The sequence below is a fragment of the Micromonospora sp. WMMD1274 genome (assembly GCF_049179035.1).
Classification (GTDB): domain Bacteria; phylum Actinomycetota; class Actinomycetes; order Mycobacteriales; family Micromonosporaceae; genus Micromonospora; species Micromonospora tulbaghiae.
In genome coordinates this window covers 7,307,675-7,333,244 of sequence record NZ_JBMHMG010000001.1, presented here as the reverse complement: position 1 = coordinate 7,333,244, position 25,570 = coordinate 7,307,675, and the positions used below count along the sequence as shown (strand labels likewise).

General features: G+C 73.8%; 19 protein-coding genes. 14 read left to right on the top strand and 5 right to left on the bottom strand.

What is annotated here, in order from left to right:
• The first annotated feature begins 81 nt into the window (after positions 1-81).
• The 5 genes from ACN27D_RS34590 to ACN27D_RS34570 are packed head-to-tail and all read left to right on the top strand — an operon-like array spanning position 82 to position 6,128.
• Positions 82-1,101 carry a polyprenyl synthetase family protein gene (locus tag ACN27D_RS34590; protein WP_421501037.1) on the top strand — a complete coding sequence of 340 codons (1,020 nt, stop codon included), beginning with the start codon at positions 82-84 and terminating at the stop codon, positions 1,099-1,101.
• Entirely contained in the window at positions 1,098-2,135 is a 1,038-nt protein-coding gene (locus ACN27D_RS34585; protein ID WP_121685334.1) for a UbiA family prenyltransferase, read from the top strand. The genes ACN27D_RS34590 and ACN27D_RS34585 overlap by 4 nt, the downstream gene beginning before the upstream one ends.
• The gene (locus ACN27D_RS34580; protein ID WP_421501036.1) at positions 2,132-3,832 is read left to right on the top strand and encodes a prenyltransferase; all 1,701 of its coding nucleotides are present in this window, start codon (positions 2,132-2,134) and stop codon (positions 3,830-3,832) included. Before ACN27D_RS34585 ends, ACN27D_RS34580 begins: the two co-directional genes overlap by 4 nt.
• The gene (locus ACN27D_RS34575; protein WP_421501035.1) at positions 3,829-5,103 is read left to right on the top strand and encodes an FAD-dependent oxidoreductase; all 1,275 of its coding nucleotides are present in this window, start codon (positions 3,829-3,831) and stop codon (positions 5,101-5,103) included. Before ACN27D_RS34580 ends, ACN27D_RS34575 begins: the two co-directional genes overlap by 4 nt.
• Entirely contained in the window at positions 5,103-6,128 is a 1,026-nt protein-coding gene (locus ACN27D_RS34570) for a histidinol-phosphate transaminase (RefSeq protein WP_421501034.1), read from the top strand. The genes ACN27D_RS34575 and ACN27D_RS34570 overlap by 1 nt, the downstream gene beginning before the upstream one ends.
• Positions 6,129-7,123: 995 nt before the next feature.
• On the opposite strand, the gene ACN27D_RS34565 is transcribed toward ACN27D_RS34570, so the two are convergent.
• On the bottom strand, positions 7,124-8,062 hold the full coding sequence (locus ACN27D_RS34565) for a 3-oxoacyl-[acyl-carrier-protein] synthase III C-terminal domain-containing protein (RefSeq protein WP_421501033.1): 939 nt from the start codon (positions 8,060-8,062) through the stop codon (positions 7,124-7,126).
• A gap of 71 nt (positions 8,063-8,133) precedes the next feature.
• Here ACN27D_RS34565 and ACN27D_RS34560 point away from each other — a divergent pair, with 71 nt between their 5' ends.
• The 5 genes from ACN27D_RS34560 to ACN27D_RS34540 all read left to right on the top strand — a co-directional run bounded on the left by ACN27D_RS34560 (position 8,134) and on the right by ACN27D_RS34540 (position 13,434).
• Positions 8,134-9,330 (top strand): glycosyltransferase, encoded by a 1,197-nt coding sequence (locus ACN27D_RS34560; RefSeq protein ID WP_421501032.1) that lies wholly within the window; start codon positions 8,134-8,136, stop codon positions 9,328-9,330.
• A 48-nt stretch (positions 9,331-9,378) separates the two neighbouring features.
• A complete protein-coding gene (locus ACN27D_RS34555; RefSeq protein ID WP_121685340.1) occupies positions 9,379-10,353 on the top strand; it encodes an ATP-binding cassette domain-containing protein in 975 nt (324 codons plus the stop codon).
• A gap of 23 nt (positions 10,354-10,376) precedes the next feature.
• On the top strand, positions 10,377-11,141 hold the full coding sequence (locus tag ACN27D_RS34550; protein WP_013476421.1) for an ABC transporter permease: 765 nt from the start codon (positions 10,377-10,379) through the stop codon (positions 11,139-11,141).
• 116 nt (positions 11,142-11,257) lie between these two features.
• Positions 11,258-12,910 carry a class I adenylate-forming enzyme family protein gene (locus ACN27D_RS34545; RefSeq protein WP_396853885.1) on the top strand — a complete coding sequence of 551 codons (1,653 nt, stop codon included), beginning with the start codon at positions 11,258-11,260 and terminating at the stop codon, positions 12,908-12,910.
• A gap of 44 nt (positions 12,911-12,954) precedes the next feature.
• Positions 12,955-13,434 carry a hypothetical protein gene (locus tag ACN27D_RS34540; RefSeq protein WP_013476423.1) on the top strand — a complete coding sequence of 160 codons (480 nt, stop codon included), beginning with the start codon at positions 12,955-12,957 and terminating at the stop codon, positions 13,432-13,434.
• 31 nt (positions 13,435-13,465) lie between these two features.
• Here the strand turns inward: ACN27D_RS34540 and ACN27D_RS34535 are convergent, their stop codons facing one another.
• Positions 13,466-15,049 (bottom strand): ricin-type beta-trefoil lectin domain protein, encoded by a 1,584-nt coding sequence (locus ACN27D_RS34535; protein ID WP_421501031.1) that lies wholly within the window; start codon positions 15,047-15,049, stop codon positions 13,466-13,468.
• A gap of 526 nt (positions 15,050-15,575) precedes the next feature.
• On the opposite strand from ACN27D_RS34535, the gene ACN27D_RS34530 reads away from it, so the two are divergent.
• From ACN27D_RS34530 to katG, 3 genes are all read left to right on the top strand, one after another.
• Complete coding sequence (locus tag ACN27D_RS34530) at positions 15,576-16,577, top strand: glycoside hydrolase family 11 protein (RefSeq protein ID WP_013286852.1); 1,002 nt, start codon at positions 15,576-15,578, stop codon at positions 16,575-16,577.
• A gap of 139 nt (positions 16,578-16,716) precedes the next feature.
• A complete protein-coding gene (locus ACN27D_RS34525) occupies positions 16,717-17,172 on the top strand; it encodes a Fur family transcriptional regulator (RefSeq protein WP_421501030.1) in 456 nt (151 codons plus the stop codon).
• Positions 17,169-19,445, top strand: a complete 2,277-nt coding sequence (gene katG / locus ACN27D_RS34520; protein ID WP_358171617.1) for a catalase/peroxidase HPI — start codon at positions 17,169-17,171, stop codon at positions 19,443-19,445. The genes ACN27D_RS34525 and katG overlap by 4 nt, the downstream gene beginning before the upstream one ends.
• A gap of 66 nt (positions 19,446-19,511) precedes the next feature.
• Here the strand turns inward: katG and ACN27D_RS34515 are convergent, their stop codons facing one another.
• Both ACN27D_RS34515 and ACN27D_RS34510 read right to left on the bottom strand, forming a co-directional pair.
• On the bottom strand, positions 19,512-20,012 hold the full coding sequence (locus ACN27D_RS34515) for a DUF421 domain-containing protein (protein ID WP_421501029.1): 501 nt from the start codon (positions 20,010-20,012) through the stop codon (positions 19,512-19,514).
• 42 nt (positions 20,013-20,054) lie between these two features.
• Positions 20,055-21,701, bottom strand: coding sequence for a right-handed parallel beta-helix repeat-containing protein (locus ACN27D_RS34510; RefSeq protein ID WP_421501028.1), 1,647 nt, complete (start codon positions 21,699-21,701; stop codon positions 20,055-20,057).
• A gap of 410 nt (positions 21,702-22,111) precedes the next feature.
• Here ACN27D_RS34510 and ACN27D_RS34505 point away from each other — a divergent pair, with 410 nt between their 5' ends.
• Complete coding sequence (locus tag ACN27D_RS34505; RefSeq protein ID WP_421501027.1) at positions 22,112-24,316, top strand: carbohydrate-binding module family 20 domain-containing protein; 2,205 nt, start codon at positions 22,112-22,114, stop codon at positions 24,314-24,316.
• Between the two features lie 48 nt (positions 24,317-24,364).
• On the opposite strand, the gene ACN27D_RS34500 is transcribed toward ACN27D_RS34505, so the two are convergent.
• Positions 24,365-25,561 carry an MFS transporter gene (locus ACN27D_RS34500; RefSeq protein ID WP_421501026.1) on the bottom strand — a complete coding sequence of 399 codons (1,197 nt, stop codon included), beginning with the start codon at positions 25,559-25,561 and terminating at the stop codon, positions 24,365-24,367.
• Positions 25,562-25,570: the final 9 nt, after the last annotated feature.

Below are 25,570 nucleotides of genomic sequence, written 5' to 3'. Positions count from 1 at the left end.
TCAATGGTTGTTCGCGGGAGGGGCGAGCGGTAACGTCTCGCGTGGCGACTAGCCGATCCCTGGCGAAAGGGTCGACGCGTCATGACGGTTGCTGGCTCCACGCGATATCCGCCCTTCATCGACGACCTGGCCCGCAGCGAATCGGGGCGGCTGCTGCGTGCCGAACTCGGCCGGCGCTGGCCGGAGACGCCCGACCAGCTCGACGCGATCGTGCGCTACGCGCTGCTGCCGGCGGGCAAGATGCTCCGCCCGATGATGACGCTGCACGCCGCCGAGGCGGTGGGCGGGTCGCCCCGGGACGTCCTCGCCGCCGCGCTCGGCACCGAGTACCTGCACGTCGCGACGCTCGTGCACGACGACATCATCGACGCCGACACGCTGCGCCGCGGCCGGCCCGCGGTCCCGGTCGCGTACGGCATCCCCGGTGCCATAGTGGCCGGCGACCACCTCATCTTCCACGCCTTCCGGGCCGTCGTGGAGGGCGGCCGGGCCGTGCCCCCGGCGTCGGTCGTCGCCGCCGTCACCGCGCTCGCCGAGGCGGGCCAGGACCTGTGCCGGGGCCAGGCGCTGGAGGAACGGCTCGTCGGCGACCTGGACGCGGGCGCCCGCTGGTACCCGGAGATGATCCGGCTCAAGACCGGCTCGCTGTTCCGCGCCGTGTGCCACATCGGCGCGCTGCTCGGTGGCGCCGACCCGCTGGTGTCGGCCGCGCTGGCCCGCTACGGCGGGCACGTCGGCACCGCGTTCCAGATCCGCGACGACCTGCTGTCCTACCTGTCCACCCCGGAACGGACCGGCAAACCGGCGACGAGCGACCTCAACAACGGTCGCCCCACCCTGCCGCTGCTGCTGGCGTACGACGCGGTCGGCGACGCGGCCCGTGTGGAGCTGCTGGCGGTGCTGCACCGGCGCGGCGCCGGCCCCGGCGACGTCGAGTGGGTCACCGCCCTGCTCCGCGACACCGGCGCGGTCGACGGCGCCCGGCGGCGGATGCTGGAGCACGCCGAGCGGGCCCGCGCCGAGCTGGCAGTGCTCACCCCGTCCGCGAGCGCGGACGTGCTCACCGGCATCGCGGCCTGGATGACGAGCGAGATGGCGTGAGCACGGCCGGCGCCGTGCGAGCACTACGGGCCCACGTGGAGACCTGGCGGCCCTACACCCTCTGGTACGTCGGCCTGGTCGGCCTGGCCGGCGCCGCGGTCGCCGGTGGACGGCGCGACCCGTGGCTGCTGCTGTCGGCCTGGGCCGCGCCCACCGCCGGCTGGCTGGGCGGCCACTACCTCGGTGACTACTTCGACCGGGAGCTGGACGCCGGCAGCAAGCCGCACCGGCCGATCCCGTCCAGCCGGCTGCGCGCGGGCACGGCACTGTGGTGCGGCAGCGCCTGCTTCGCCGCGCTCGGCGTCCTGGCCGTGCTCGGCGGCTGGGGCACCACGGTGGCGGCGCTGCTGGCCGGGTGCGGCATCGTCGCGTACAGCAGGTGGTTCAAGGCCCGGGGGATCGCCGGCAACCTGGTTCGGGGCGCTCTCGGCGCGGTCGCGCTCGGCTACGGCGCGCTCGCCGCCGGCCTCGCGCCGGACCGGGCCTGGGCGGTGCCGGTGCTGCTCGCGCTCGTCGTCGCGTTCTGGTCGCACGACGCGATGTCCAACCTGGTCGGCGCGCTGCGCGACATCGACGGTGACCGCGCCGGCGGCTACCGGACGCTGCCGGTGGGACGGGGCGTGCCGGTGGCCGTGCGGACCGTGGTGGCGCTCTACGCCGTCACGATCGGCGCCGCCGTGACCGCCGGGCTGCTGGCCGAGGCGGGCACGCGGGTGGCGTACCTGGCCACGGTGCTCGTCGTCCTGGTCACCGGCGTCGCCGCGCTGGCCCCGCTGGTGGCGCGCCGCGACGGGATGCCCGTCCTGGTGGCGCTGCGCGCCCACTCGGTCCTGGTCGTCGAGCGGGTCGTGCTGGCCTCGGCGGCCGTCGGGCTCGGCCTCGGCGTCGCCGTGCAGCTCGCGCTCGCGCTGCCGATGGTGCTGCTGACCTGGCTGGCGCAGCGCGGCATGCGCGTCCGGCACGAACTCGGCCCGCCGGTCGCGGGCCTGACCCTCGCCACCCGCAGTCGACTGCCGCTGGAGGACGCGCCATGACCGCTGTGACCGCCGAGGCCGTCGGGAAGGCTCTCACCGACGGCGCCGAGGCGCTGTTCCGCCGCCGCCGACCCGACGGCGCCTTCGGTGACGACCCGCCCGCCTCGGTGCTCGGCACCGCGGGCGCGGTCGCCGCGCTGCACGCCGCCGACCCGTCCGGCTGTGCCGACCTGGTCGGCGCCGGAACCGCGTGGCTGCGCCGGGCGCAGCACGACGACGGCGGCTGGGGCGGCGTCGTGGGCGCCGGCACGGAGGTCGTACCCACCGCCGTGGCGGTCGCGGCGCTGGCCCTGACCGCGCCCGCCGACAGCGCCGACGCGATCGCGGCGGGCCGGGCCCGGCTGGCCGCGCTCGGCGGCGTCGACACGATCACCGATCCGGCCATCTCGCTGCTGTGCCGGCAACTGCTCACGATGGCCGGGATGACCGCCGAGGCCGGCCCGCTGCGCCGGCTGCCGCTGGAGATCGTCCTGTTCGACCGGGTACGCCGGCAGCGCCTGTCGTTCCGGACCGCGCCGTTCGTCGGGCTCGCGCTCATGCAGGCCGACATGCTGCCCGCCGGCCGACTGCGCCGGGCCACGCTTCGCCGGGCCCGTCCGGCGGCGGTGCGGCTGCTGCGGTCGATCCACGACCACGAGGGCCGCACCGGCGCGCTGAGCGAGGATCCGTGGCCGGCCGCGCTCGTCCTGCTCGGCCTGGCCCGCAGCGGCGAGGCGCCGGACATCGCCCGCGCCGTAGTCGGCTGGCTGCGCCGGGCGGTACGCCCCGACGGCTCCTGGGACGCGGTCACCAACCTGGACCTCACCCGGTCCGGGTACGCGGCGACCGGGCTGATCGCGGCCGGCTACGCCGACGATCCCCGGCTGCACGCCACCCGGGACTTCCTCCACGCCGCCCGTAAGACGGAGGCGTTCGAGGCGCTGGACGTGCCGCCGGGTGGGTGGAGCTACTCGAACGCCCGGGGCTGGCCGGTCACGCTGGAGTCGGCCGAGATCCTCTCCGCGCTCGCCGGCCTCCCCGGCGCCGGGGCCGACCCGGTGCTGCGCCAGGGACTGGCGTGGCTCGCCGGCCGCCAGGACAGCCGCGGTTCGTGGAGCCTGTGGGTCCGCGACACCCGGCTCGCCAACGACGGCCCCTGCCCGGCCATCACCAGCCAGGCGATCCTCGCGCTGCACGACGCCGGGCACCCGGACGACCATCCGGCGATCGCCCGGGCGGCGGCCTGGCTGCTGACCCGCGCCGCGCCCGACGGCACGTTCGAGAACCTCTGGTACCGCGACCACACCTCCGGCACCGCTGTGGTGGTCGCCGCGCTGTCCCGGGTCGGGCACGCCCGGCACGACGTGGTGCGCCGCGCGGCCCGGTGGCTGCGCGACACCCAGCTGCCCGACGGCTCGTGGGGCCCGGGCGACGGCACGGACGGCACCGTCGAGGAGACGTCCTGGGCGGTGCAGGGCCTGCTCGCCACCGGCGATCCCGACGCCGCCGACGCGGTCGACCGGGGCGTGGCCCGGCTGGTGGCCGCCGCCGGACCGGACGGCGCCTGGCCCGCCGCCCGGGTCTGCAACTACATCCGCCACCACATGCGGTACCCGAACGCGGTGATCACCCAGGCGCTCGCGCTGCGGGCGCTCGGTGAGTACCGCAGCGCCGCCGCCGCGCGATCCGGCGCCGCACCGGACGCGGTGGCCCGATGACCGCCGACGTGGTGGTGGCCGGCGCCGGCGCCGGCGGGCTGGCCTGCGCGCACGCGCTCGGCGAGCTCGGCCTGCGGGTGCTCGTGCTCGACCGGCAGCGCGCCCCCGCTTCGATCGCCAAGGGCGAGATCCTCCAGCCCGAGACGGTACGCATCCTCGACTCCTGGGGCGCGCTGGACGCCCTGCGGGCCGCCGGCGCGCGTGCGGTCGGGCGGCTGGCCATCCGCGACGCGTACGGCGAGCCGTTGCTCTGCCTGGACTACGCCGGCCTGCCCGGGGCGTACCGGCAGATCCTCTGCGCCGACTACGGCGACCTGCGCGCGGTCCTCGCCGACGGGCTGCCCGCCACCGTGGAGGTCCGGTGGGGCGTGCGGGTGACCGGCGTCCGGCGCGACGGCGACGGCCGGGTCGGCGGCGTCCGGGTCGTCGCGGACGGCGCCGAGCGGGACGTCGCGGCGCCGCTCGTGGTCGCGGCCGACGGCATGTCGTCGCCGCTGCGCCGGGCGGCCGGGATCGGCGTGGAGCGCCGGGAGTACCCGCACGGCCTGGTCGCGTTCGACGTGGGCGGCGCCGCGGTGGCCGACGAGGTGTCCGCCTACCGCACCGGCCGGGGACTCTGCCTGGTCTACCCGCTGCCGGACGGGCGGTGCCGCCTCTACGTGCAGGTCACGCCGGACGAGTTCCGGGGCCGGGCCGACCTGGACGCGTGGTGCGAGCGGCTGCTCGCCGACGTGCCGGCGATCCGCCCGCTGGGCCCGGCCGTGCGGGCGAGCCTGCACCGGCGCCAGTTGCTCGCGGTCTACCGGCTGCGCAGCGCACGACTGGCCGTACCGGGTCTCGCGCTCGCCGGCGAGGCCGCCCACGCGGTGCACCCGATGGCGGCGCAGGGCGTCAACAGCTCCCTCGGCGACGCCGAGACGCTCGCCGCCTGCCTGGCCGCCGAGGGCGGCGCGCCGGAACCGGCCGCCGTGGACCGGGCGCTGCGGGCCTTCGAGGCGGCGCGGCGGCCCCGGCTGGACCACGTCGCCACCGTCAGCCACAACGCCTCCCGCATGATCACCGCCGTGTCCGGGCTGCCGAAGCTGCTCGGCGCGCGGATGATGCGCCGCACCGCCGCCAACCCCCGGCTGCTCGGGCTCACCGCCGGGAACCTCTCCGGCACCGACGTCCGGCCGCTCTCCGCCCTCGACCGGCTGTACCAGCTCGGGCTGCTGGCCGACCGGCACGCGCACACCACGTCCCCACCGGTCCCGTCGGAAAGTGAGCGATGATGACGCCTGCCACCGCCGTCGGGACGCAACCGCCGGCCGACCTGTCCATGAACGAGACGCCCTACCCGCCGTTACCGGGGGTGCGGCGGGTGGTCGAGGACGCCGCCGCGACGCTCCAGCGCTACCCGGACCGGACGTCGTCGGCGCTCGTGGCGGCGCTGTCGGCGCGGCTCGGCGTGGGCCCCGAGGCGATCCTCGTCGGCTCCGGCTCGGCCGGCCTGTGCCAGCACCTCGTGCAGTCCCTCGGGCCGCGCCCGGACGTCGTTCACCCGGCCCTGTCCTTCGAGGGCTACCCGCTGATCATCGGCAACGCCGGCGCCCGCGCCGTGCCGGTCCCGATGCGCGGGTACGACCACGACCTGCCCGCGATGGCGGACGCGGTCACCGAGCGGACCCGGTGCGTGCTGCTGTGCAACCCCAACAACCCGACCGGGGCGGCGCTGCGCCGCGACGACGTCGAGGCGTTCCTGGACCGCGTCCCGGCCGACGTCCCGGTGATCGTGGACGAGGCGTACCGCGAGTTCGTCACCGACCCGCGCTCACCGGACGGGATGGACCTGTACCGGGCGTACGACAACGTCTGCGTGCTGCGCACGTTCTCCAAGGCGTACGGGCTGGCCGCGCTGCGCGTCGGGTACGCCGTGGTGCCGCCCCGCCTCACCCGGGCCGCCGCGCTCACCGGGGCGGTGTTCTTCCCGGGCGCGCTCGCCCAGGCCGCGGCGGTGGCGAGCCTGACACCGGAAGTGGAAGCGGAACTGACCCGGCGGTGCACGGAACTGGTGGCGGCACGTACCGGCCTGATCGGCGCGCTGCGCGGCCTCGGGCTCACCGTGGCGCCCAGCGAGGCCAACTTCGTGTGGCTACCGCTGGGGGAGCGGGCCGTGCGGTTCGCCGAGCGCGCCCGGGAGGCGGGCATCCTGGTGATGGCGTTGCCCGGCGCCGGGGTCCGGATCACCGTCGGCTCCCCGGAGGCCAACGAGCGGCTGTGCGCGTTCGTGCGCGCCGCGCTCGCCGACGGGCTCTGACCGTCCGACCGGCTCCAGCGCGACCACGCTCAGGTAGCCCAGGCCGGGCTCGTAGTCGGCCGCCACCACCGGCCGGGGTCGCGTCGCGTCCCCGGCCAGACGGTCCAGCAGCGCCCACCAGAGGCCCGTGGACGGCTGCCTCGCCGGACCGGTCGTGACAGTGTCACCGCGGTGGCCGGGCCACGCGGCGGCCAGGTCCGCGCCGAGCACGACCGCGACATCGGTACGTCCGGCCGTCAGCTCGCGCACCTCGCCCGCCGCGAGCGCGGCCACGTCGTCCGCCCGGACGTCCGTGTGCTGGCGCAGCGCGGTCACCCGCGCCCCGCCGCCGAGCCCGATCCGCTCGGGACCGCCGGCCCCACCGTCGCCGCCGGTCGCGCCGTCGCCGCCGTGCCGCGCGGTGCCGCCGTGCCGCGCGGTGTCCCCGGTCGCGTGGCCGTCGCCGCGGTGCGCGCCGTCGCCGGCGAGCGCGCCCCAGAGCATGGCCACGGCCCGGTGGCGGGCCGGTACGGGCACCCCCGCGTCGTACGGCAGGACCGCCTGTTCGACGGTGACCAGCAGGGCGCGGCGGCACCCGTACTCGCGGGCGATCCGCAGCCCGGTGAACGCCGCGGCCGATCCCTGGTCGCAGAGCGCGAACGACATCGGCGTGCCCGGGCACACGTGACTGAGGTACGCCGCCGTGGCCCGCCCGGGCAGCACGTCGTGCACGGCGAACGCCAGCACCAGCACGTCCACCGGCTCGTCCGGCGGCACGACGGCCGGGATCAGCTCGGCGGCCATCTCCCCGTACGACTGCCCGAGCGCCCCCGGCGGCGCGTCGAACAGACCGTCGGGCACCCGCAGCCCGTACGGCCGGGTCAGGTCCGCCACGTACTCGGCGGCACGGCCGCGCAGCGCGGGATCGCCGAGCAGAGCGGCCGGGCCGGTGACGGTGAGTCGCGCGGCCCGCAGCAGGCGCAGCCCGTCGTCCATGGTGGCCTCCCGTCCGCCGGTCAGTGCTCGAACACCATGGCGGCGAACGTCGCGCCGTCCCCGGCGCCCACCGCCGCGACCAGGTACCGGTCACCCGGCCGGAGCAGGCCGCGCTCCCGGGCGGTGCGGTAGTTGACGAACGCGTCGGCGCAGAACACGTGGCCGGTCTCGGTCACGTTGTCCAGCAGCACCCGGTCCAGCGGCAGCCCGATCAGCCGGCACAGCCGCTTCCAGGTCATCAGGTTGACGTTGTGCGGCAGCACCAGCCGCAGCTCGTACAGCCCGGTGCCGGCCCGGTCCAGCGCCCGGCCGATCACCTCGGCCAGCGCCGGCCGGTACGCCCGCTGGAACCGCGCCGGGGACTCGCCGCCTGCCACGTCGAACTCGCCCCGCTGGTGGCAGGCGTACGCGAGCAGCCGGTCCCGGCCACCACCGGCGCTGAGCAGGCAGGCCGAGGAGCCCTCGCTGAACACCGACGTCTCCGGGATGAACTGGGCGTCGCGGGTGAACGCCTTCTCCCCGGTGAGCACCAGCGCGAGCGGTGGACCGTCCGGCGTGTCCGGTTCGGACGCGAGCAGCCGCCCGGCCACGTCGATCGCGGCCAGCGCGCTCGCGCAGGACTGCTGGGTGAGCGTGAACGCGAGCGCGTGGCCCAGCCCGAGCGTGCGGCACACCTCGTGCAGCGGGTTGACCGGATAGGGGGTGACCACCGGGAACGCCCTCCCGTACACCACGAACCGCACCCGCCGCCGCAGCGCGGACAGCGTGGTGAGGCCGGCCGCGGCGCGCAGCAGCAGGTCGGTCAGGGACAGCCCGGGGTCGCGGCGGACCTCGGTCAGGCCGTGGAAGCGGCGGAACAGGCGGACCTGCATGTCGCTCAGGCCCAGCGGCGCGGCCAGGCTCTCGACCGGCACCCGGCGCTGCGGCAGGAACACCGAGACGGCGTCGATCGCCGTCATACGCGTACCGTCACGCCACGGATCAGATCAGTGACACAGGTGGATGTCAACGCGCGTGCGATCATATCGACGTGGCTCGCTTCCTGTTCGTCGTGTTGCCGGTGGAGTCCCATCTGCACGCCCCGGTCGCCATCGCCCAGGAACTGGAGGCGGCCGGGCACGAGGTGGCCTGGGTCGGGCCGCGCAGCGACCTGTACCCGCTGGTCGGCCCGGACGCCGCGCTGTTCCCCACCGGCAAGCGCTACTACCCCCCCGACGGGGCGTCCGGGGCGGCCTCGGTGCGCAGCCTCTGGGAGGGGCACGTGCTGCCCGCCAACCGGTTCGTCCGCGACGCCGCCGACGCGGCGGTCGAGCGGTACCGGCCGGACGTGGTGGTGGCCGACCAGTACGCGCTCGCGGGCGCGCTGGCCGCGCACCGCCGCGGGCTGCCGTGGGCGACGTTCTGCGTCGGCATGCTGGAGCTGACCCCGCCGACCGAGGAGATGCCCGAGTTCACCGACTGGGTGGACGCCCAGGTCCGCCGGGTGTGGGCGATGACCGACGTGCCGGTGGACGAGACGATCGACCTGCGCTTCTCGCCGTACCTCGTGATCGGCCTGACCACGACGGCGCTGACCGGCCCGGTGCCGCTTCCGCCGCGTTGCGTGCTCACCGGGCCGGCGCTGGGACGGCGGCCGAACGCGCCCGCGTTCGCCTGGCAGGAGTGGGATCCCGGTCGCCGGCACGTGCTGGTCACGGTCGGGACGATGGCCGAGCACCTGGCCGCCGACTTCTACCGGCGGATCACGGCGGCCACCGCGCCGCTCGCCGACCGGGTCCAGGTGGTCCTCACCGCCGCCGCCGGCCTGGTGCCCGACCCGCCGCCGCACGTGCTGGTCGCGCCGCGGGTGCCGGTGCTGGAGCTGATGCCGCGGCTGGACGCGCTGGTGTCCCACGGCGGACTGGGCACCGTGTCCGAGGCGCTGGCCCACGGCGTGCCGGTGGTGGTCGCGCCGATCCGGCACGACCACCCGGCGGTGGCGCGTCAGGTGCGCCGGGCCGGCGCCGGCCTGGAGGTCTCCTTTCACTCGGCGACTCCGGCGCAGCTGACCGCCGCGCTGAGCGCGGTGCTCGACGAACCCGCGTACCGGACGGGGGCGCGCCGGGTGGGTAGGTCGTTCGCGGCGGCCGGCGGCGCCCGCGCGGCGGCGGCGCACCTCGCCGCGTTGGCACGGACGGTCCCGGCGCCTGACGCATCGACCGTTGTCCAACAGTCGGGGCCGAACTAGCCTGACCTGACGCACCCGCGCAGGCGTCGTGCCGCACGAGGAGGCTCGATGATCGAGGCCACCGGCCTACGCAAGTCCTTCCGGGTCGGGCGCGGGCGCGGCGCCACCAACGTCGACGCGGTACGCGGTGTCGACTTCGCGGTGGGGCGCGGCGAGATCGTCGGTTTCCTCGGCCCGAACGGCGCGGGCAAGTCCACCACGCTGCGGATGCTCGCCACGCTGATCCGGCCCAGCGGGGGAGCGGCGACCATCGCCGGTGTCGACCTGCTGCGCGCGCCCGCGCAGGTCCGGCGGCGGATCGGTTTCGTGGCGCAGGCCAGCGGCACCTACGACGACTCCACCGCCCGGCGGGACCTGGTGCTCCAGGCCCGGATGCACGGGCTGTCGAAGTCGGTCGCCCGGGAGCTGGCTGTCGGGGCGATCCGCGCGTTCCAGCTCGACGACTTCGCCGACCGCAAGATCAAGACGTACTCGGGCGGGCAGCGCCGCCGCCTCGACGTGGCGCTCGGCGTCATCCACTCGCCGCAGGTCATGTTCCTGGACGAGCCCACCGCCGGGCTGGACCCGCCCAGCCGGGTCCGGATGTGGCAGGAGGTACGGCGGCTGCGCGAGGAGGGCATGACCATCTTCCTCACCACGCACTACCTGGACGAGGCCGACAGCCTCTGCGACCGGGTCTCGATCATCGACGCCGGGCGGATCGTGGCCGAGGGCACCCCGTCGGCGCTCAAACGGGAGATCTCCGGCGACGTGGTCGCCGTCGACTTCGCCGCCGCCGACGTCGCGGGCGAGACCGGCGACCTGCCGGCCGCGACGAAGCTGCTGGCCGAGGCGCCGTACGTGCACGCGGCCGAGCCGGTCGACGGCACGCTGCGGCTCTACGTGGACAGCGCCGCCACCGCCATCCCGCAGATCATGCGGGCGCTCTACGACCGGGGCATCGAGCCCGGCGCGATCGAGGCCCGCCGGCCCAGCCTCGACGACGTGTTCCTGGCCAAGACCGGCCGGTCGCTCGCCGAGTGACCGGACGCCGAGAGGAGTACGGCGTGAAACTCGTCCGCGACACCTGGCTGATCTTCCAGCAGGAGGCCGGCCTGATGGTGCGCAACCCGGTGATGGTCGCGTTCAGCCTGGCCCAGCCGATCACCTACCTGATCCTCTTCGCGCCGTTCCTCAAGGTGGTGATGGTCGACCGGGGCGCCGCGTCCTACGCCGACGCGTACCGGATCTACGTGCCCGGCCTGTTCGTGGCGATGGGCCTGTTCGGTGGCCTGTTCGCCGGTTACGGGCTGCTCAGCGCGCTGCGGGCGGGCATCATCGACAGGTGCCGGGTGACGCCGGTGAGCCGGACCGGCCTGCTGCTGGGCCGGGCGCTGATGCACGTGTGCCTCAACGTGGTGCAGGCCGTCGTGGTCACGCTCGTGGCGCTGCCGTTCGGCCTGCGGGTGCACCTGGCGAACCTGCTGGTGTCGTACGCGCTGCTGTCGGTGATGGTGCTGCTCAGCACCTCGATCTCGTACGACATCGCGTTGCTGGTGCGCAACGAGAACAGCCTCGGCGTGCTGGTGAACACCGTCGGGCAGCCGGTGTCGCTGCTCGCCGGCGTGCTCATCCCGCTCGTGCTGGCGCCGATGTGGATCCAGCGGGTCGCGGTGTGGAACCCGTTCGCCTGGGCCACCGACGGCATGCGCGCGCTGTTCGCCGGCCAGATCACCCAGACCGTGGTGTGGCAGGGCGCGCTGATCATGTCCGGGCTGGCCGCCGCCAGTCTGTTCTGGTCGTCGCACCTGTTCAACCGCGAGGTCTCCTGACCGTCCGTACATCGACCATTGTCTCAGCGTGGCGGGCGCTCTAGCCTGATCGTGTCCCCGCTCGGCGGCCGGTACGGGGCGCGGCCGTGACGCGTGTCAGCTGAGGAGGCCACTCGTTGGGTGCCGACAACTTCCGGGCGACGCTGGCGGCCGACATGGAGCTGGGCGCGGGCAACGTGCTGCTCAGGCTGGCCGAGCACGGCGCCGACATGGACATGCCCCGGGTGACGTTCGACGCCGACGTCGACGGCATCCCCGCCTGGACGCCGCTGTCGCTGGCCACGCTCACCGACCGGGTCGCGGCCCGGGCCGCCTGGTTCCGGGCGCGCGGCGTCCGCCGGGCCGACCCCATCGCGGTGTACGTGACCTCCGCGCCCGACGTGTTCCTCAACTTCCTGGCGCTGACCTGGCTCGGCGCGATCCCGGCGCTGATGAACGGCAACATGCCGGTCCCGCTGGCGGCCGAGTTCATCAGGCGGCTGCGCGGGGCCGGCGTGGTGGTCGACGCCGACCACGCCGCGCTGGCCGGGCACGACCTCGGCGTGGAGATCCTCGGCGACGCGGCGCAGACCGGCACCGGCGACCCGGCGCAGGCACCGCCGCACCACCGGCACCACCCCGAGGAACCGGTGGTCATCACCCACTCCTCCGGCACCACCCGGGTGCCTGCCGCGATCGTCCACTCGCACCACGGCCTGTTCGCCGCGATCCGCGCGGTCCGCCTCACCGAGTCCCGGCCGTACGGCGAGGTGCGGGAGATGTCCGCGCTGCCGGCCGCGCACGCCGCCGGCATCATCACGCTCAACCAGGCGCTCTGCAACGGCTACCAGCTGCTGTGCCTGTCCGCGCAGGGCGGCCCGTTCGAGCGCAGCGCGGAGACGATCCTGGACGCGATCGAGCGGTGGCGTCCCACCGGCGTCTTCGGCTTCGCGGTGACCTGGTCGGAACTGGCCCGGGTCGACCTGACCACGCGCGACCTCAGCTCGGTGCGCAACTGGTTCAACACCGGTGACTGCGCGCACGAGGCGCACGTACGCCGGCTGGTCGCCGTCGGCAGCCACCCCGCGTACACCCGCGACGGCATGGTCGACGTCCCCGGCTCCAAGTTCGTCGACATGCTCGGCTCCACCGAGATGGGGCACGGCGCGTTCCGGATCACCCACCGGCTGGGCAGCGACCGCTACGACCGCTGCGTCGGCAGGCCGTACCCGTTCGCCGAGATCGCGCTGCTCGACGTGGACACCGGCGAGGAGGTCCCGCCGGGGCAGGTGGGGCACGTCGGCCTGAAGTCGCCGACGCTGGCGCTCGGCTACTGGAACGACTCGGTCACCACGTACCGGACGCGGCTGGGCGGCTACTACCTGACCGGTGACCTGATGTACCGCGACGCGGCCGGCGACTACCACCACGTCGACCGGGCCAGCGACGCGGTCGACCTGGGCGGCGGCACCTGGCTGTACACCGCGCTGTCCGAGGAGCGCATCCTCCGGCACTGCCCGGACGTCCGCGACTGCACCGTCCTCGCGGCGGCGGGGGAGGACGGCACGACTGTGACCGACGTGCTGCTCCTGCTCACCGCCGACGCCGATCCGGCAGCCGACCGTACCGGCCTGGTCCGGGCCGCGCTGGGGCCGGCGGTGGCCGCGACGCTGCGCCGGGTGGTGACGGTCCCCGACGACGACGTGGTCATGGGGCCGACCGGGAAGGTCCGCAAGTTCCTGATGCGACAGCGGCTGCTGGCCGACGCCGGAGCGCCCGGCGCGGGCTGACCGGCGGGGATCGACGGTTGGCACGGCCGTGCCAGAATCCAGCCGTGTCCTACCTCCCCTCGCAGCCGTACCCGCCGATGCCCGGCGGCGTCAGCCCGCTGGTCGCCTACCCGCACCCGATCACCCCGCCGCCCGGCTGCGGCGTGCTCGTCGTCTCGGTGAACCGCGGGCCGTATCTGATCCCCGTGCCGGCGACCAGCCGCTTCAAGATCGACCGTCAGGTGGTCGCCATCCCCGGCGAGGGGACATGGCACGTCGCGGTGCCGGCCGGCGCGCACGACATCCGGTACACCGACTTCATGGGTGTCCCGATCGTCACCACGACGCTCGCGGTGCAGCCGGGGGCCGCGCACCACCTCGCGTTCCGCTTCGGCGGGTGGCGCAACCGGGTGTACGACGGCTACGGCACCGACGTCACCCGGTTCGGCATGTGGTCCAACTACAGCGTCATGCTGGTCCTGCTGGCCGTCGTCGGCGTGGCCTGCTGCGGGGTGCTCGGGCTGGCCGTGGGCTCGAATCCCTGATCCGGTCCGGCCGGCCGGACCGGTCGCGCGGCTAGCGCAGCGACCAGGTCTGTTTCACGTTGAACACGCAGGTCCAGGCGTTCAGCGGTGCGCCCGCGGCGTGCCCGTCGACGTCCAGGCAGCGGTCGGTGGCCCGGTTGAACAGCGACCGCCGGCCCTGGCTCTCGATCCACTCCCACTTCTGCGCCGGGTTGCCGCTGCACCACGCCGTCTGCACCGGTACGCCGTCGCGCTTCTCGCCCCAGGCCACGTCCAGGCAGAGGCCGCCCTCGACCCGGACGCTGCCGTCGGACGCGAACGTCCACCACTGGGAGCGCTCCTCCCGGCAGGCCCGCAGCACGACGCGTACGCCGTCCCCGCTGCCGCCGCTCGCGCACAGGCCGGTCTCCTTGCCGACGAGTTGCTTCGCGCCGGCCGGGCGGACCGGTGCGGCCGGCTTCTCCGGCTCCTTCGACGTGCCCGCTGCCGGCGACGACGTGGACGGGCGCGCGGCCGACGAGGCCGGCGGCTTCGGCGTCCGGGTGCCGGGCGACGGCGTGCCGGAAGTCACCGGCGTGCCCCGCAGCCGGCCGTCGAGGGCGTAGAAGTCGGTGAACTCCCGGACCGTGCGCAGGAACTCCTGCGTCCTGGCGTCGAAGTCGCCGCCGGTGTGGCGCACTTCGTCGGTCCCGTCGCGGTACGCCGCCAGCGCCAGCAGGTCCGGGTCGCCGTCGAGCGCGGCCAGTTCGCGCCGCAGCGCGCAGAGCGTGGCGCCGGCCGCCGGTACCGCCGCCTGCGGATCCCACGGCGAGGCGCCGGACGGGCCGTACGCACGCCACAGCTCGGGCCGGAACTGGGCGATGCCCTTGCGGCCGCCGTCGCCGAGCAGGTTCGGGTCGAAACCGGAGGAGGCCATCAGCTGCGCGGCGACAGCGGCCGGCGGCACCTGCGGGCACACCGAGCCGGCCCGCACCACGAGGCGGACGTACGCGGCGGGGACCGCCTTGGGCTGCCGGCGTTCGCTCTCGCGGTTCGCCGGGCCGGTCTCGGCGAAACCGTCCTGCCGGCCGTAGTAGGCGGCGTACCGGCTTGCCTCGTCGACGTACGGGACCGCCGTCGAGGGCACCCCCTCGGCGGCGCGTACCTCCTCGAACTCGGTGTGGAACGCGGCGAGCGACAGCCGCCACGGGTCGCCGGGGACGGCAGCCGCGCGCACCTGCCCGGCCAGGTCGCACATGTGGTGGGCGAGCGCGAGGATGTTGGCGGCGCTGTCGGTGCGCTGCGCGTCCGGCCACGGCGCCCAGGTCCGCCACCGCTCGTCGTCCAGCCCGGCCAGGCCCCGGCCGCCGGACGCGGTCCGCTCGGCCCGCGCGTCCAGACCCGACTCGGCCATCAGCTGCCCGGCCAGCCGCGCCGGGGTCAGCGCGGGGCAGGACCGGGCCGCGGTGCGGATCGCGGTCAGGTGCTCGGCGGAGACGGTCCGGGCGGCCGGCTCGTCGTCGCGGGCGGCGGCGACGCTCCCGCTGAGGGCGGCGACCACCAGGCTCAGCGCCGCCAGCCCGGCGGCGCCGGCGGCGACCACGCCGCGCGGGATCCGGCGCGGCCGCGGGCGCGCGCCGGGGGCATCGGGTGTCACAGGGCGGTCCTTCCGGTGATGACGTACGCCGGACGGGTGCGCGACGTCCTCGGTTCACCCGGCCGGAATCGGGTCCGACTCCGGTCCGGCCGTCATTGAACCGACCGACCGGCGAGCCGTCAAATGTGGACTGTCCGGCCCGGCCCCGCCCGCTCGCGCGCGCCGAGCAGCAGGGGCAGTGTTGATCCGGAACAGGTCCGAAAAGTTTCGGAATCCAGTCGCTTTCAATGGCGGTCGGGCGCCCTTCGCCGACATGTCGACGCTGATCGGATGCTCTTTTCCGGCAGCTGTAACGGCCGTTCAGGGCCGGACAGCGGTTACCACAACATTTCCGGAACTTGTTGACAGGATGAACCGGGGCTCCAATACTGTGGCCATCGGCGTATCTCGATTGACGTCGATGTCCGACCACCACCCGTGGCGCGGCTGTCGCCCCGGTCCCGCCGTCCGCGGGCGGGCGAGCACCCGCGGCTCGCGCCACCGGAAGCTGGCCGCCCGCCAGCCGTCACAGGGAGGAAACCCGTCCATGAAAGACGCCCCCGTCCGTACGGGCATCCGCAGGCGCGGACGCCTCAGGATGGTCCTCGGCGGCGCCTGCGCCGTGGCGCTGATCGCCGCCGGGGCGACGGCCGTCGCGTCAGGTCCGGCCTACGCCGACACCACCGTCACGTCGAACTCCACCGGCACCAACAACGGCTACTTCTATTCCTTCTGGAAGGACAGTGGCAACGTCTCCATGACCATGGGCAACGGTGGTCAGTACAGCACCCAGTGGAGCAACATCAACAACTTCGTCGCCGGCAAGGGCTGGAACCCGGGCGGCCGCCGCACGGTCAGCTACTCCGGCAGCTTCAACCCGTCCGGCAACGCGTACCTGACGCTCTACGGCTGGACGCGCAACCCGCTCGTCGAGTACTACATCGTGGACAGCTGGGGCAGCTGGCGCCCGCCGGGCAGCGGCTACATGGGCTCGGTGTCCTCCGACGGCGGCACGTACGACATCTACCGCACCCAGCGGGTCAACGCCCCCTCGATCGAGGGCACCCGGACGTTCTACCAGTACTGGAGCGTCCGCCAGTCGAAGCGCGTGGGCGGCACCATCACCTCCGGCAACCACTTCGACGCCTGGTCGCGCTACGGCATGAACCTCGGATCGCACGACTACCAGATCCTGGCCACCGAGGGCTACCAGAGCAGCGGCAACTCCAACATCACGATCGGTGGGACCGGCGGTGGCAACCCGACCACCCCGCCGCCGAACAACGGTGGCTGCACGGTCAGCGTGAGCCGGGCCGAGGAGTGGGGCGACCGGTTCAACGTGACCTTCTCGGTCAGCGGCACCAGCAACTGGGTGGTCAACATCCAGACCCAGGGCGGGCAGAGCCTGCAGAACAGCTGGAACGCCTCGATCAGCGGCACCAGCGGCACGCTCACCGCGCGCCCGAACGGCAACGGCAACAACTTCGGCATCACGCTCTACAAGAACGGCAACAGCAACACACCGACGGCGAGCTGTTCCGCCGCCTGAGCCCTTCTCCGGGGAGGGGGTGCCGCGCGCAAGGCGTGCGGCACCCCCGTTTTCGTGCGCCCGGACCCTGCTGGTGTGACGGCCGACACACCTGGGCAAAAACTTGATTCATTCCAAAAGACCGGACTAAGGTCGTCGCATGACGGCCGACTTCGAGACGCAGCTCCGGGCGGTCTCGTTGCGGGTGACCCGGCCCCGCGTGGCGGTGCTGGCCGCGCTGCGCGACCACCCGCACGTCGACACCGACGCGGTGATCGCCCTGGTCCGCGCCGAGCAGCCCACCGTGTCCCACCAGGCGGTCTACGATGTGCTCCGGGCACTCACCGACGCCGGGCTGATCCGGCGCATCCAGCCGGCCGGCGCCACGGCCCGCTACGAGTCGCGGGTGGGAGACAACCACCACCACGTCGTGTGCCGTTCCTGCGGCGCCATCGCCGACGTCGAGTGCGCCGTCGGCCGCGCCCCCTGTCTCACCGCCTCCGACGACCACGGCTTCGTGGTGGACGAGGCGGAGGTCGTCTACTGGGGCACCTGTCCCGGTTGCGCGGCCGACCGTACCGCCCAGCGATCCGCCAGTTCGGAAGGAAACAGATGAGCGACACCCAGGACAACCGGCCCGTCAGCCCGCAGGGCGTGGACGCCAAGGAGGCGGCCGGCTGCCCGGTCGCGCACGACTCCGTGACCGCGCACGGCAGCGAGAGCGAGAACCCGGCGATCGACTCGCCGACCCCGAAGACCGGCGGTCGTCCGCGCAGCAACCGCGACTGGTGGCCCAACCAGCTCGACCTGTCGGTGCTGCACGCCCACTCCTCCAAGGGCAACCCGCTGGGCCCGGAGTTCAGCTACGCCAGGGAGTTCGCCAAGCTCGACGTCGAGGCGCTCAAGCGGGACATCACCGAGGTCCTCACCACCTCGCAGGACTGGTGGCCGGCCGACTTCGGCCACTACGGCGGTCTGATGATCCGGATGAGCTGGCACGCCGCGGGCACCTACCGCATCGAGGACGGCCGCGGTGGCGCCGGCGACGGCGGGCAGCGGTTCGCCCCGCTGAACAGCTGGCCGGACAACGCCAACCTGGACAAGGCCCGCCGGCTGCTCTGGCCGGTCAAGCAGAAGTACGGCCAGAAGATCTCCTGGGCCGACCTGCTGGTGCTCGCCGGCAACGTGGCCCTGGAGTCGATGGGCTTCAAGACCTTCGGCTTCGGTTTCGGCCGTGAGGACGTCTGGGAGCCGGAGGAGATCTTCTGGGGCCCCGAGGACGCCTGGCTCGGCGACGAGCGCTACGCCTCCGAGAAGGAGATGGTGGCCGGCGTCGGCGCCACCGAGATGGGCCTGATCTACGTCAACCCGGAGGGCCCGCGCGGCAACGCCGACCCGCTCGCCGCGGCGCACTTCATCCGCGAGACGTTCCGCCGGATGGCGATGAACGACGAGGAGACCGTCGCGCTGATCGCCGGCGGCCACACCTTCGGCAAGACCCACGGCGCCGGCCCCGCCGACGGCCACGTCGGCCCCGAGCCGGAGGCCGCGCCGCTGGAGTCGCAGGGCCTGGGCTGGCTGAGCACGTACGGCGAGGGCAAGGGCGGCGACACGATCACCAGCGGTCTCGAGGTGACCTGGACCGACCGCCCGACGCAGTGGAGCAACCGGTTCTTCGAGATCCTCTTCGGCTACGAGTGGGAGCTGACCACCAGCCCCGGTGGCGCCAAGCAGTGGGTCGCCAAGGACGCCGAGGCGATCATCCCGGACGCCCACGACCCGTCGAAGAAGCACCGGCCGACGATGCTGACGACCGACCTGTCGCTGCGGGTCGACCCGGCGTACGAGAAGATCTCGCGCCGGTTCCTGGAGAACCCGGACGAGTTCGCGCTGGCGTTCGCCAAGGCCTGGTACAAGCTGCTGCACCGCGACATGGGCCCGGTCAGCCGCTTCCTCGGCCCGTGGGTGCCCGAGGCCCAGCTCTGGCAGGACCCGGTGCCGGCCGTCGCGCACGAGCTGGTGAACGACGCCGACGTCGCCGCGCTCAAGGCGAAGGTGCTGGAGTCCGGCCTCACCACCGCCCAGCTGGTCTCCACCGCGTGGGCCTCGGCCGCGAGCTACCGCTCCACCGACAAGCGCGGTGGCGCCAACGGCGCGCGGATCCGGCTGGAGCCGCAGCGCAACTGGGAGGTCAACCAGCCGGAGCAGCTCGCCACCGTGCTGAGCACCCTGGAGGGCATCCAGCAGGAGTTCAACGCGGCCGGCGGCGCCCAGATCTCGCTCGCCGACCTGATCGTGCTGGCCGGCTCGGCCGCTGTCGAGCAGGCGGCGCGGGACGCCGGCGTCGAGGTGACGGTGCCGTTCCACGCGGGTCGTACCGACGCCACGCAGGAGCAGACCGACGTCGAGTCGTTCCGGGTGATGGAGCCGCGCGCCGACGGGTTCCGCAACTACCTGCGGCCGGGCGAGAAGACCCAGCCGGAGGTGCTGCTCATCGACCGCGCGTACATGTTGAACCTGACCGCGCCGGAGATGACCGTGCTGGTCGGCGGCCTGCGCGCGCTCGGCAACAACGTCGGCGGCGCCGCGCACGGCGTGCTCACCGACCGGCCCGGCGTGCTCACCAACGACTTCTTCGTCAACCTGCTCTCCCCGGGCACCCGGTGGAAGGCGGCGGAGTCCGAGGAGCACGTGTACGAGATCCGGGACCTGGCGACCGACCAGGTGAAGTGGACCGCCACCGCGGTCGACCTCATCTTCGGCTCCAACTCGCAGCTGCGGGCGTTGGCCGAGGTCTACGCCAGCGACGACGCGCGGGAGAAGTTCGTCCGCGACTTCGTGGCCGCCTGGACGAAGGTCATGGAGCTGGACCGCTTCGACCTGGCCTGATCCGCCGTACCTCCCCGAGCCCCGGTCCGTCGCGCCGCGACGGGCCGGGGCTCGCCCGCGTCCGGCTCAGCCCCGGCGCTCCCTGTTCCCCCGGGTGATCACGCTGAACTGGCCCTGGGATTCCATCCGCACCTCCTTGACCTGGTCCAGGCGCTCGACCCCGTGCTGGCGGAGCTGGCTGAACAGCTCGTCCTCGGTGATCAGCTCCCGGCGCATGTTGCGGTGCAGGATGCGGCCGTCGCGGACGAGCAGCAGGGGACCGGGGTTGACCAGGCGCGCGACCACGGGCCAGCGGTAGGACAGCACGTCGAGCAGGTACGCCCATCCGATGATCACGGTGACCAGCAGCACGCCGTCGGTGATGGACCGGTAGTCGTCGGCCATCGCGTCCTGCGCCGCGTCGGCGATCAGCACGATCACCAGCAGGTCGGTCACGCCGGTGCTGCCGCTCTCCCGCTTGAGCAGCACGCGCAGCAGGACGAAGATCGTCAGGTAGACGACGCTGCCCCGCAGCGCGATCTCCCACAGCGGGGTGTCGGGGATCAGCAGCTGCCGCCAGTCGCCCACGCCCGCTCCTACCCGGAACCCGCCGTCCCACACCAGGGGCGGTCACTGGTCGCCGTGGTTGCCCTCCCAGTGCCCGCCGAGGGCGGGGGTGTCGGCGCGGATCGCGGTGTGGTTGCCGTCCAGGTCGTTCTCGACCACCCGGCAGTTCAGACAACTTCCGCGCTCGGTGATCCAGATGCCGGCGGTCTGCGTGCCGGAGCCGCTGTCCCGGATCAGGTTCCCACGTACCGTGACCGAGTCGCAGGTGGCGTTCAGCGTGACACCGGCCCGGTTCGGTGGCGGGCCCGGCAGCTCGTACGGGGTGCCGGGAGCGGGGATGTCGGCGCTCCAGGCGCTGGCGACGCCCGGCCGGTTCGACGCGAGCACGAGCGTGGTCCCGTCGTTGCTGGCGACCACCGCGAAGCGCCGCCCGACGCGGAGCACCTTGCCCCGGTGGCCGTCCTCCGGCCAGGTCGCCCGCTGGTCGACGAGCGTGTTCTCGGTGTAGCGCACCGACTCACCGCCGCCGGTGGCGGCCGGGGCGCACTGGCGGCCGTTGTTGCGGATGCGGTTGTTGATGATCACCGCGTCGCGCAGCGGCCGGTCCGACCGGATCCCGTCGAGGCTGTTGCCCCAGATGTCGTTGCTCTCGATGACGATCTCCTCGGCGGTGGCCCGGTTGCCCTCGCCGAGATCCTGGTGGTGGTAGCCGTAGCGGCCGTTGCCGGTGATCCGGTTGCCCCGCACGGTGTACGGGCCCCGGGTGTTGCCGATGTTCACCCCGTCGCGCATGTTGCCGTCGATCAGGCAGTCGGTGAGCAGGCCGCCCCGGCCGGGCACACCCGTGGTGCCCTTCGCCGAGACCTGGAAGCCGGCCTCCAGGTTGCCGACCATGCTGCACCCGGTGACGATCAGGCCGTCGGCGCCCCAGTCGGAGATGCCGAACCGGTTGCCCTCGGCGTGGCAGCCGATGATCCGGATGCCACGCGGCTGGGGCCGGTCCGCGTGCTGCATCTCGACGAAGATCCCGTTCGTGGCGTTGCCGACGGCCGTGCAGTCGGCGATGATCAGCCGCTCGACCGGCCCCCACCCGCCGATGCCGATGCCGATACCGGCGCCGCCCATCTCCAGGCCGTCGTCCATCCGGCCGCACTCCAGCACGCGGACGCTCTCGATCACGGTGTCCTGGAGGAAGTCGCATCCGAACCCGGTCGCGGCGGTGTGGTGGATGAACAGGTTGCGGAACGTCCCGCCGGTCACGTACTGCAACCCCAGCCCTTTCGCCAGCGGGTTGTAGTCGGTCGACGCGACGCCGGAGCCGTCGATCTCGAAATCGGCGAACGTGCAGTGGGCGAGGTGCCGGTCCGGGCTCGCCCCGTGCTGCTCGACGGTGTGGAACGCCAGCGGGACCGGCTGCGCCCGGTTGCCCTCGTTGCTCAGCACGAACCGGGTCACGCCCGGCCCGGCGCCGATCAGCGACACGCCGCTGCGCCAGACGGTGGCGGCGTCGCGGACGGCGTACACCCCGGGTGGGCAGTAGATCACCCGGGCCCGGCCGTCGGCGTCGTACGCGTCCCCGAGCCGGTCGACGAGCGCGGCGAGCGCCGGCTGGTCGTTCGTCACCCCGTCGCCGGTCAGGCCGTGTTCCCGGGCGTCGCACAGCAGCGGCGCACCGGCCACGGCGTACCGGCGGACACCGGCTGTGGTCACGGCATCTCCCTCGGGCCGGGACGGCGCGCACGGGCACGGCGGGTGAGCCGTCCGTGAGCGGGATCTACCGACACGGTACGTGCCGGCGGCCCGCGGCAGGCCCGGATCGGCTCACGTCGCAGTCGCCGCCCGCAAACGTTGGAAAATCTGCTCGGAAGTTGCGGGCATCCCGCAAAGCGGTTCGCCGCGTCCCGCGCAGCGGGAATCGCGACCGGTGGCAGGCCGCTCGGTCCAGCGTGGATCTCCGCTGGTAGCCGCGAATCCGGACCGCTTCCTGTTGCCTGCTGGTTTCGAAAACTTTGCCGCAAGCTATTGCAAAGACTTTCATGGATGGCGCATCGTGTTCGTCACCCGGGACGGCCGCCCCACCCCGCTCACCCTTTCGAACCCACGGAAGAGGTCCCCCAGCCATGCAATCCGTCAGGCCACACCCCCGTGGCCGCGCCGGTCGCCTGCTGCTCGCCGCCGCGCTCGTCGCGGCCGGCGGCACGGTCGCCGTCGCCGCTGCCACCACCGTCCCCGCCCCCGCCCGCGCCGCCGTCGCGCTCAACGACAGCGAGGTCACCGCCAACCTCTGGGAATGGAACTGGACCTCGGTGGCCGCCGCCTGCACCGACCAGCTCGGACCGGCCGGATACGGCGCGGTGCAGGTGGCGCCGCCACAGGAGTCGGTGAAGCTACCCGCCAGCGCCGACGGTGCGTACCCCTGGTACGAGGTGTACCAACCGGTCTCCTACAAGCTGGACAGCCGGTTCGGCAACCGCCAGCAGTTCGCCGCCATGGTCACCGCGTGCCACGACGCCGGGGTGCGCGTCTACGTCGACGCGGTGGTCAACCACATGGCCGGCACCAACAACCCGGCCGGTACGCGCGGCTACGCCGGCACCGAGTTCTCCGGCTACAGCTACCCGGCCGTGCCGTACGGCAACGGCGACTTCCACCGCCCCGGCGACAACTGCCCGACCGGCGGCACGATCAGCGACTGGAACAACGAGTCCCAGGTGACCAGCTGCGAGCTGCTGTCGCTGTCGGACCTCTACACCGAGAAGGAAGCGGTCCGGAACAAGATCGCGGCGTACCTCAACGATCTGATCGGGCTCGGCGTCGACGGCTTCCGGGTCGACGCGGTCAAGCACATCCGCAAGGACGACTTCGCGGCCGTCCTCGGCAAGCTGAACGACACCGTTGCCGAGGGCCGGCGGCCCTACGTCGCGCAGGAGATCTTCGACGGGGCGAGCAACCCGGCGTTGCAGGCCCGCGCGTACATCGGCAACGGCGACGTGCTCGACTTCGCGTACGCCAAGGGCATCCGCTCGGCGTTCCAGGGCTCGATCTCGGCGCTGGCGAACGTGCCGAGCTGGAACCTCGACGCGCCGAGCGCCAACGTCTTCTCCATGGTCACCAACCACGACCTGGAGCGCGACGGCGTGGTGCTGTCGTACAAGAACGGCACCGACTACGTGCTGGCCAACTACTTCGCGCTGGCCTACCCGCACGGCAAACCGTCGGTCTACGACAGCTTCACCTGGTCCAACCGCAACCAGTCCCCGCCGCACGACGGCACCGGACGGGTCACCACCACGGTCTGCGGCGCCGCCTGGAACTGCCTGAGCCGGACCACGGGCGTCAAGGGCATGGTCGGCTGGGCCAACGCCGCCCGGCCGGTGAAGACCGTCTCGGACTTCACCACGGTGAACAGCAACGTGATCGGCTTCCACCGGGGCGACCGGGCATGGATCGGCATCAACGACTCCGGCTCCGCCACCACCGCCACCTTCGTCACCGGGCTCGCCGACGGCCGGTACTGCGACGTCATCTCCGGCGTCGCCACCGGCAGCGGCTGCACCGGCTCCACGGTGACCGTGTCCGGCGGCCGGGCCACAGTGACCGTCCCGGCCAACGACGCGGTCGCGATCCACGTGAACGCCCGGCCGGGCGCGAGCCCGTCCCCGACCGCCTCGCCGACCACGTCGCCGACGGCCTCGCCGACCGCGTCCCCCACGGTCAGCCCGGGTGACCGGATCGCCACGACGTTCACCGTCGCCGCGAACCTGGCCGCCGGGCAGGACGTCTACGTCGTCGGCAGCATCCCCGAGCTGGGCTCGTGGACGCCCGCGAACGGCGTCAAGCTCGCCGCGCAGGGCGGCGGCACCTACCGGGCCACCGTCAGCCTGCCCCGGTCCACCGGCCTGGAGTTCAAGTTCGTCAAGCTGACCGCCGCCGGTGCCGTCACCTGGGAGTCCGGCGCGAACCGGACGTTCACCACCCCCGCGACCGGCACGTACACGGTGACCGAGACGTTCCGCGGTGACACAGTCACCACGGCGGTCGCCACCACGTTCTCCGTCACCGCGACCACCGTCTACGGGCAGAACGTGTTCGTCGTCGGCAACATACCGGCGCTGGGTGGCTGGAACCCGGCCGCCGCCGTCGCGCTCTCGTCCGCCGCCTACCCGGTCTGGCGGGCCACCGTCGACCTGCCCGCGAACACCGCCGTCGAGTACAAGTACGTCAAGAAGAACCCGGACGGCACGGTGATCTGGGAGTCCGGCGCGAACCGGACGCTCACCACGCCGGCCGGCGGCACCCGGGCCGTCAGCGACACCTGGCGCTGACGATCGTGCGGCCCGTCCCCCTCACCCCTGGGGACGGGCCGCATCCGGTCAGGTCCGGACCCGGGCCTCGGCCTCCGACGCGGTGATGACGTCTTCGCGGCCTCCGCCCCGGGCCGCTGTCAGCGCGGCGGCCAGGCACACCACGGCGGCGACCACCAGTGGGGGCCGCCCGCCGACGGCTACCGCCGCCGACCCGAGCGGGATGGCGAGCGTGATCGGACCGAACATCGCCGTGTTCGCCGTCCCGGCGACCCGCCCGAGCATCGCCGGTGGCGTGCACGTCTGCACGGCGGTGACCGCCGCGACGAGCGTCCACGGCAGACCCACACCGGCCACCACCGAGGCGGCCACGGTGCCCGGCCACCACGGCAGGCAGCGCCCCAGACAGCCGGCGGCGAACAGGACCGCACCCGCGACGCCGACCGCGATCTCGCCGTGGCGACGGGCGAGCCGGCCGACCACGAGCCCGGCGAGCAGCGACCCGGCGCCCTGCGCGCTGGCGAGCACACCGAGGAACGTCGAGGGCAGCGCCAGGTCCGTCACCACCACGTCGTACAGCGCCGCGGTGGTGAAGCCGGACATCGCGATGGACACCGCCGCGAGCGTCACGGGTACGCGTACCGCCCGCCGGGCCAGGAGCGCGGCGAGTCCGTCCCGCACTCCCGCCGGGCGTGCGGCCGGGGGAGCGGGGACGGTCCGGGTCAGGCGCAAGGCGCCGTACAGGGCGGCCGCGAGCACCGGTACGGCGGCGGCGAGCACCGCGACGACGTGCCCGCCCCGCCACGCGTACAGGCCCGCCCCGGCCAGCGGCGCCACCAGCTTCATGCCCTCCTGCGCGCTCGACCGCCAGCCGTTGACGTCGGCCAGCCGGGCCGGGGGGAGCGCGGCGGGCAGCAACGCGGTCTCGCCGGCGTCGACGAGCACGTAGCCGACGCCGTAGGCGAGCGAGACGGCGTAGATCAGCCACGCCTGGCCGGGCCCCCGTACCGCCAGCAGGCTCAGCAACGCGGCGGCGAGCGCGAGGTCGACGCCGATCACCAGCCGGCGCCGGGGCACCCGGTCGAGCAGGCCGCCGAGCCACGGTCCGGCCAGCGTCGGCGCGTAGACGCAGAGACCGGCCAGCGCGGCGAGCCCGGTGGAGCCGGTGAGATCGAGGATCCAGATGCCGGAGACCAGGGCCATGGCGCTGCCGCCGAGGCCGGACAGCAGCGAGACGGCCACGAACAGGAACGCGTTGCGGCGCATGAGTCCCCC

Bases quoted from the DNA above. Each gene is read 5' to 3' on its own strand.
- ACN27D_RS34590 (WP_421501037.1), top strand. From the start codon at position 82: ATGACGGTTGCTGGCTCCACGCGATATCCGCCCTTCATCGACGACCTG.
- ACN27D_RS34580 (WP_421501036.1), top strand. From the start codon at position 2,132: ATGACCGCTGTGACCGCCGAGGCCGTCGGGAAGGCTCTCACCGACGGC.
- ACN27D_RS34575 (WP_421501035.1), top strand. From the start codon at position 3,829: ATGACCGCCGACGTGGTGGTGGCCGGCGCCGGCGCCGGCGGGCTGGCC.
- ACN27D_RS34570 (WP_421501034.1), top strand. From the start codon at position 5,103: ATGACGCCTGCCACCGCCGTCGGGACGCAACCGCCGGCCGACCTGTCC.
- ACN27D_RS34565 (WP_421501033.1), bottom strand. From the start codon at position 8,062: ATGACGGCGATCGACGCCGTCTCGGTGTTCCTGCCGCAGCGCCGGGTG.
- ACN27D_RS34555 (WP_121685340.1), top strand. From the start codon at position 9,379: ATGATCGAGGCCACCGGCCTACGCAAGTCCTTCCGGGTCGGGCGCGGG.
- ACN27D_RS34530 (WP_013286852.1), top strand. From the start codon at position 15,576: ATGAAAGACGCCCCCGTCCGTACGGGCATCCGCAGGCGCGGACGCCTC.
- ACN27D_RS34525 (WP_421501030.1), top strand. From the start codon at position 16,717: ATGACGGCCGACTTCGAGACGCAGCTCCGGGCGGTCTCGTTGCGGGTG.
- katG (WP_358171617.1), top strand. From the start codon at position 17,169: ATGAGCGACACCCAGGACAACCGGCCCGTCAGCCCGCAGGGCGTGGAC.
- ACN27D_RS34505 (WP_421501027.1), top strand. From the start codon at position 22,112: ATGCAATCCGTCAGGCCACACCCCCGTGGCCGCGCCGGTCGCCTGCTG.
- ACN27D_RS34500 (WP_421501026.1), bottom strand. From the start codon at position 25,561: ATGCGCCGCAACGCGTTCCTGTTCGTGGCCGTCTCGCTGCTGTCCGGC.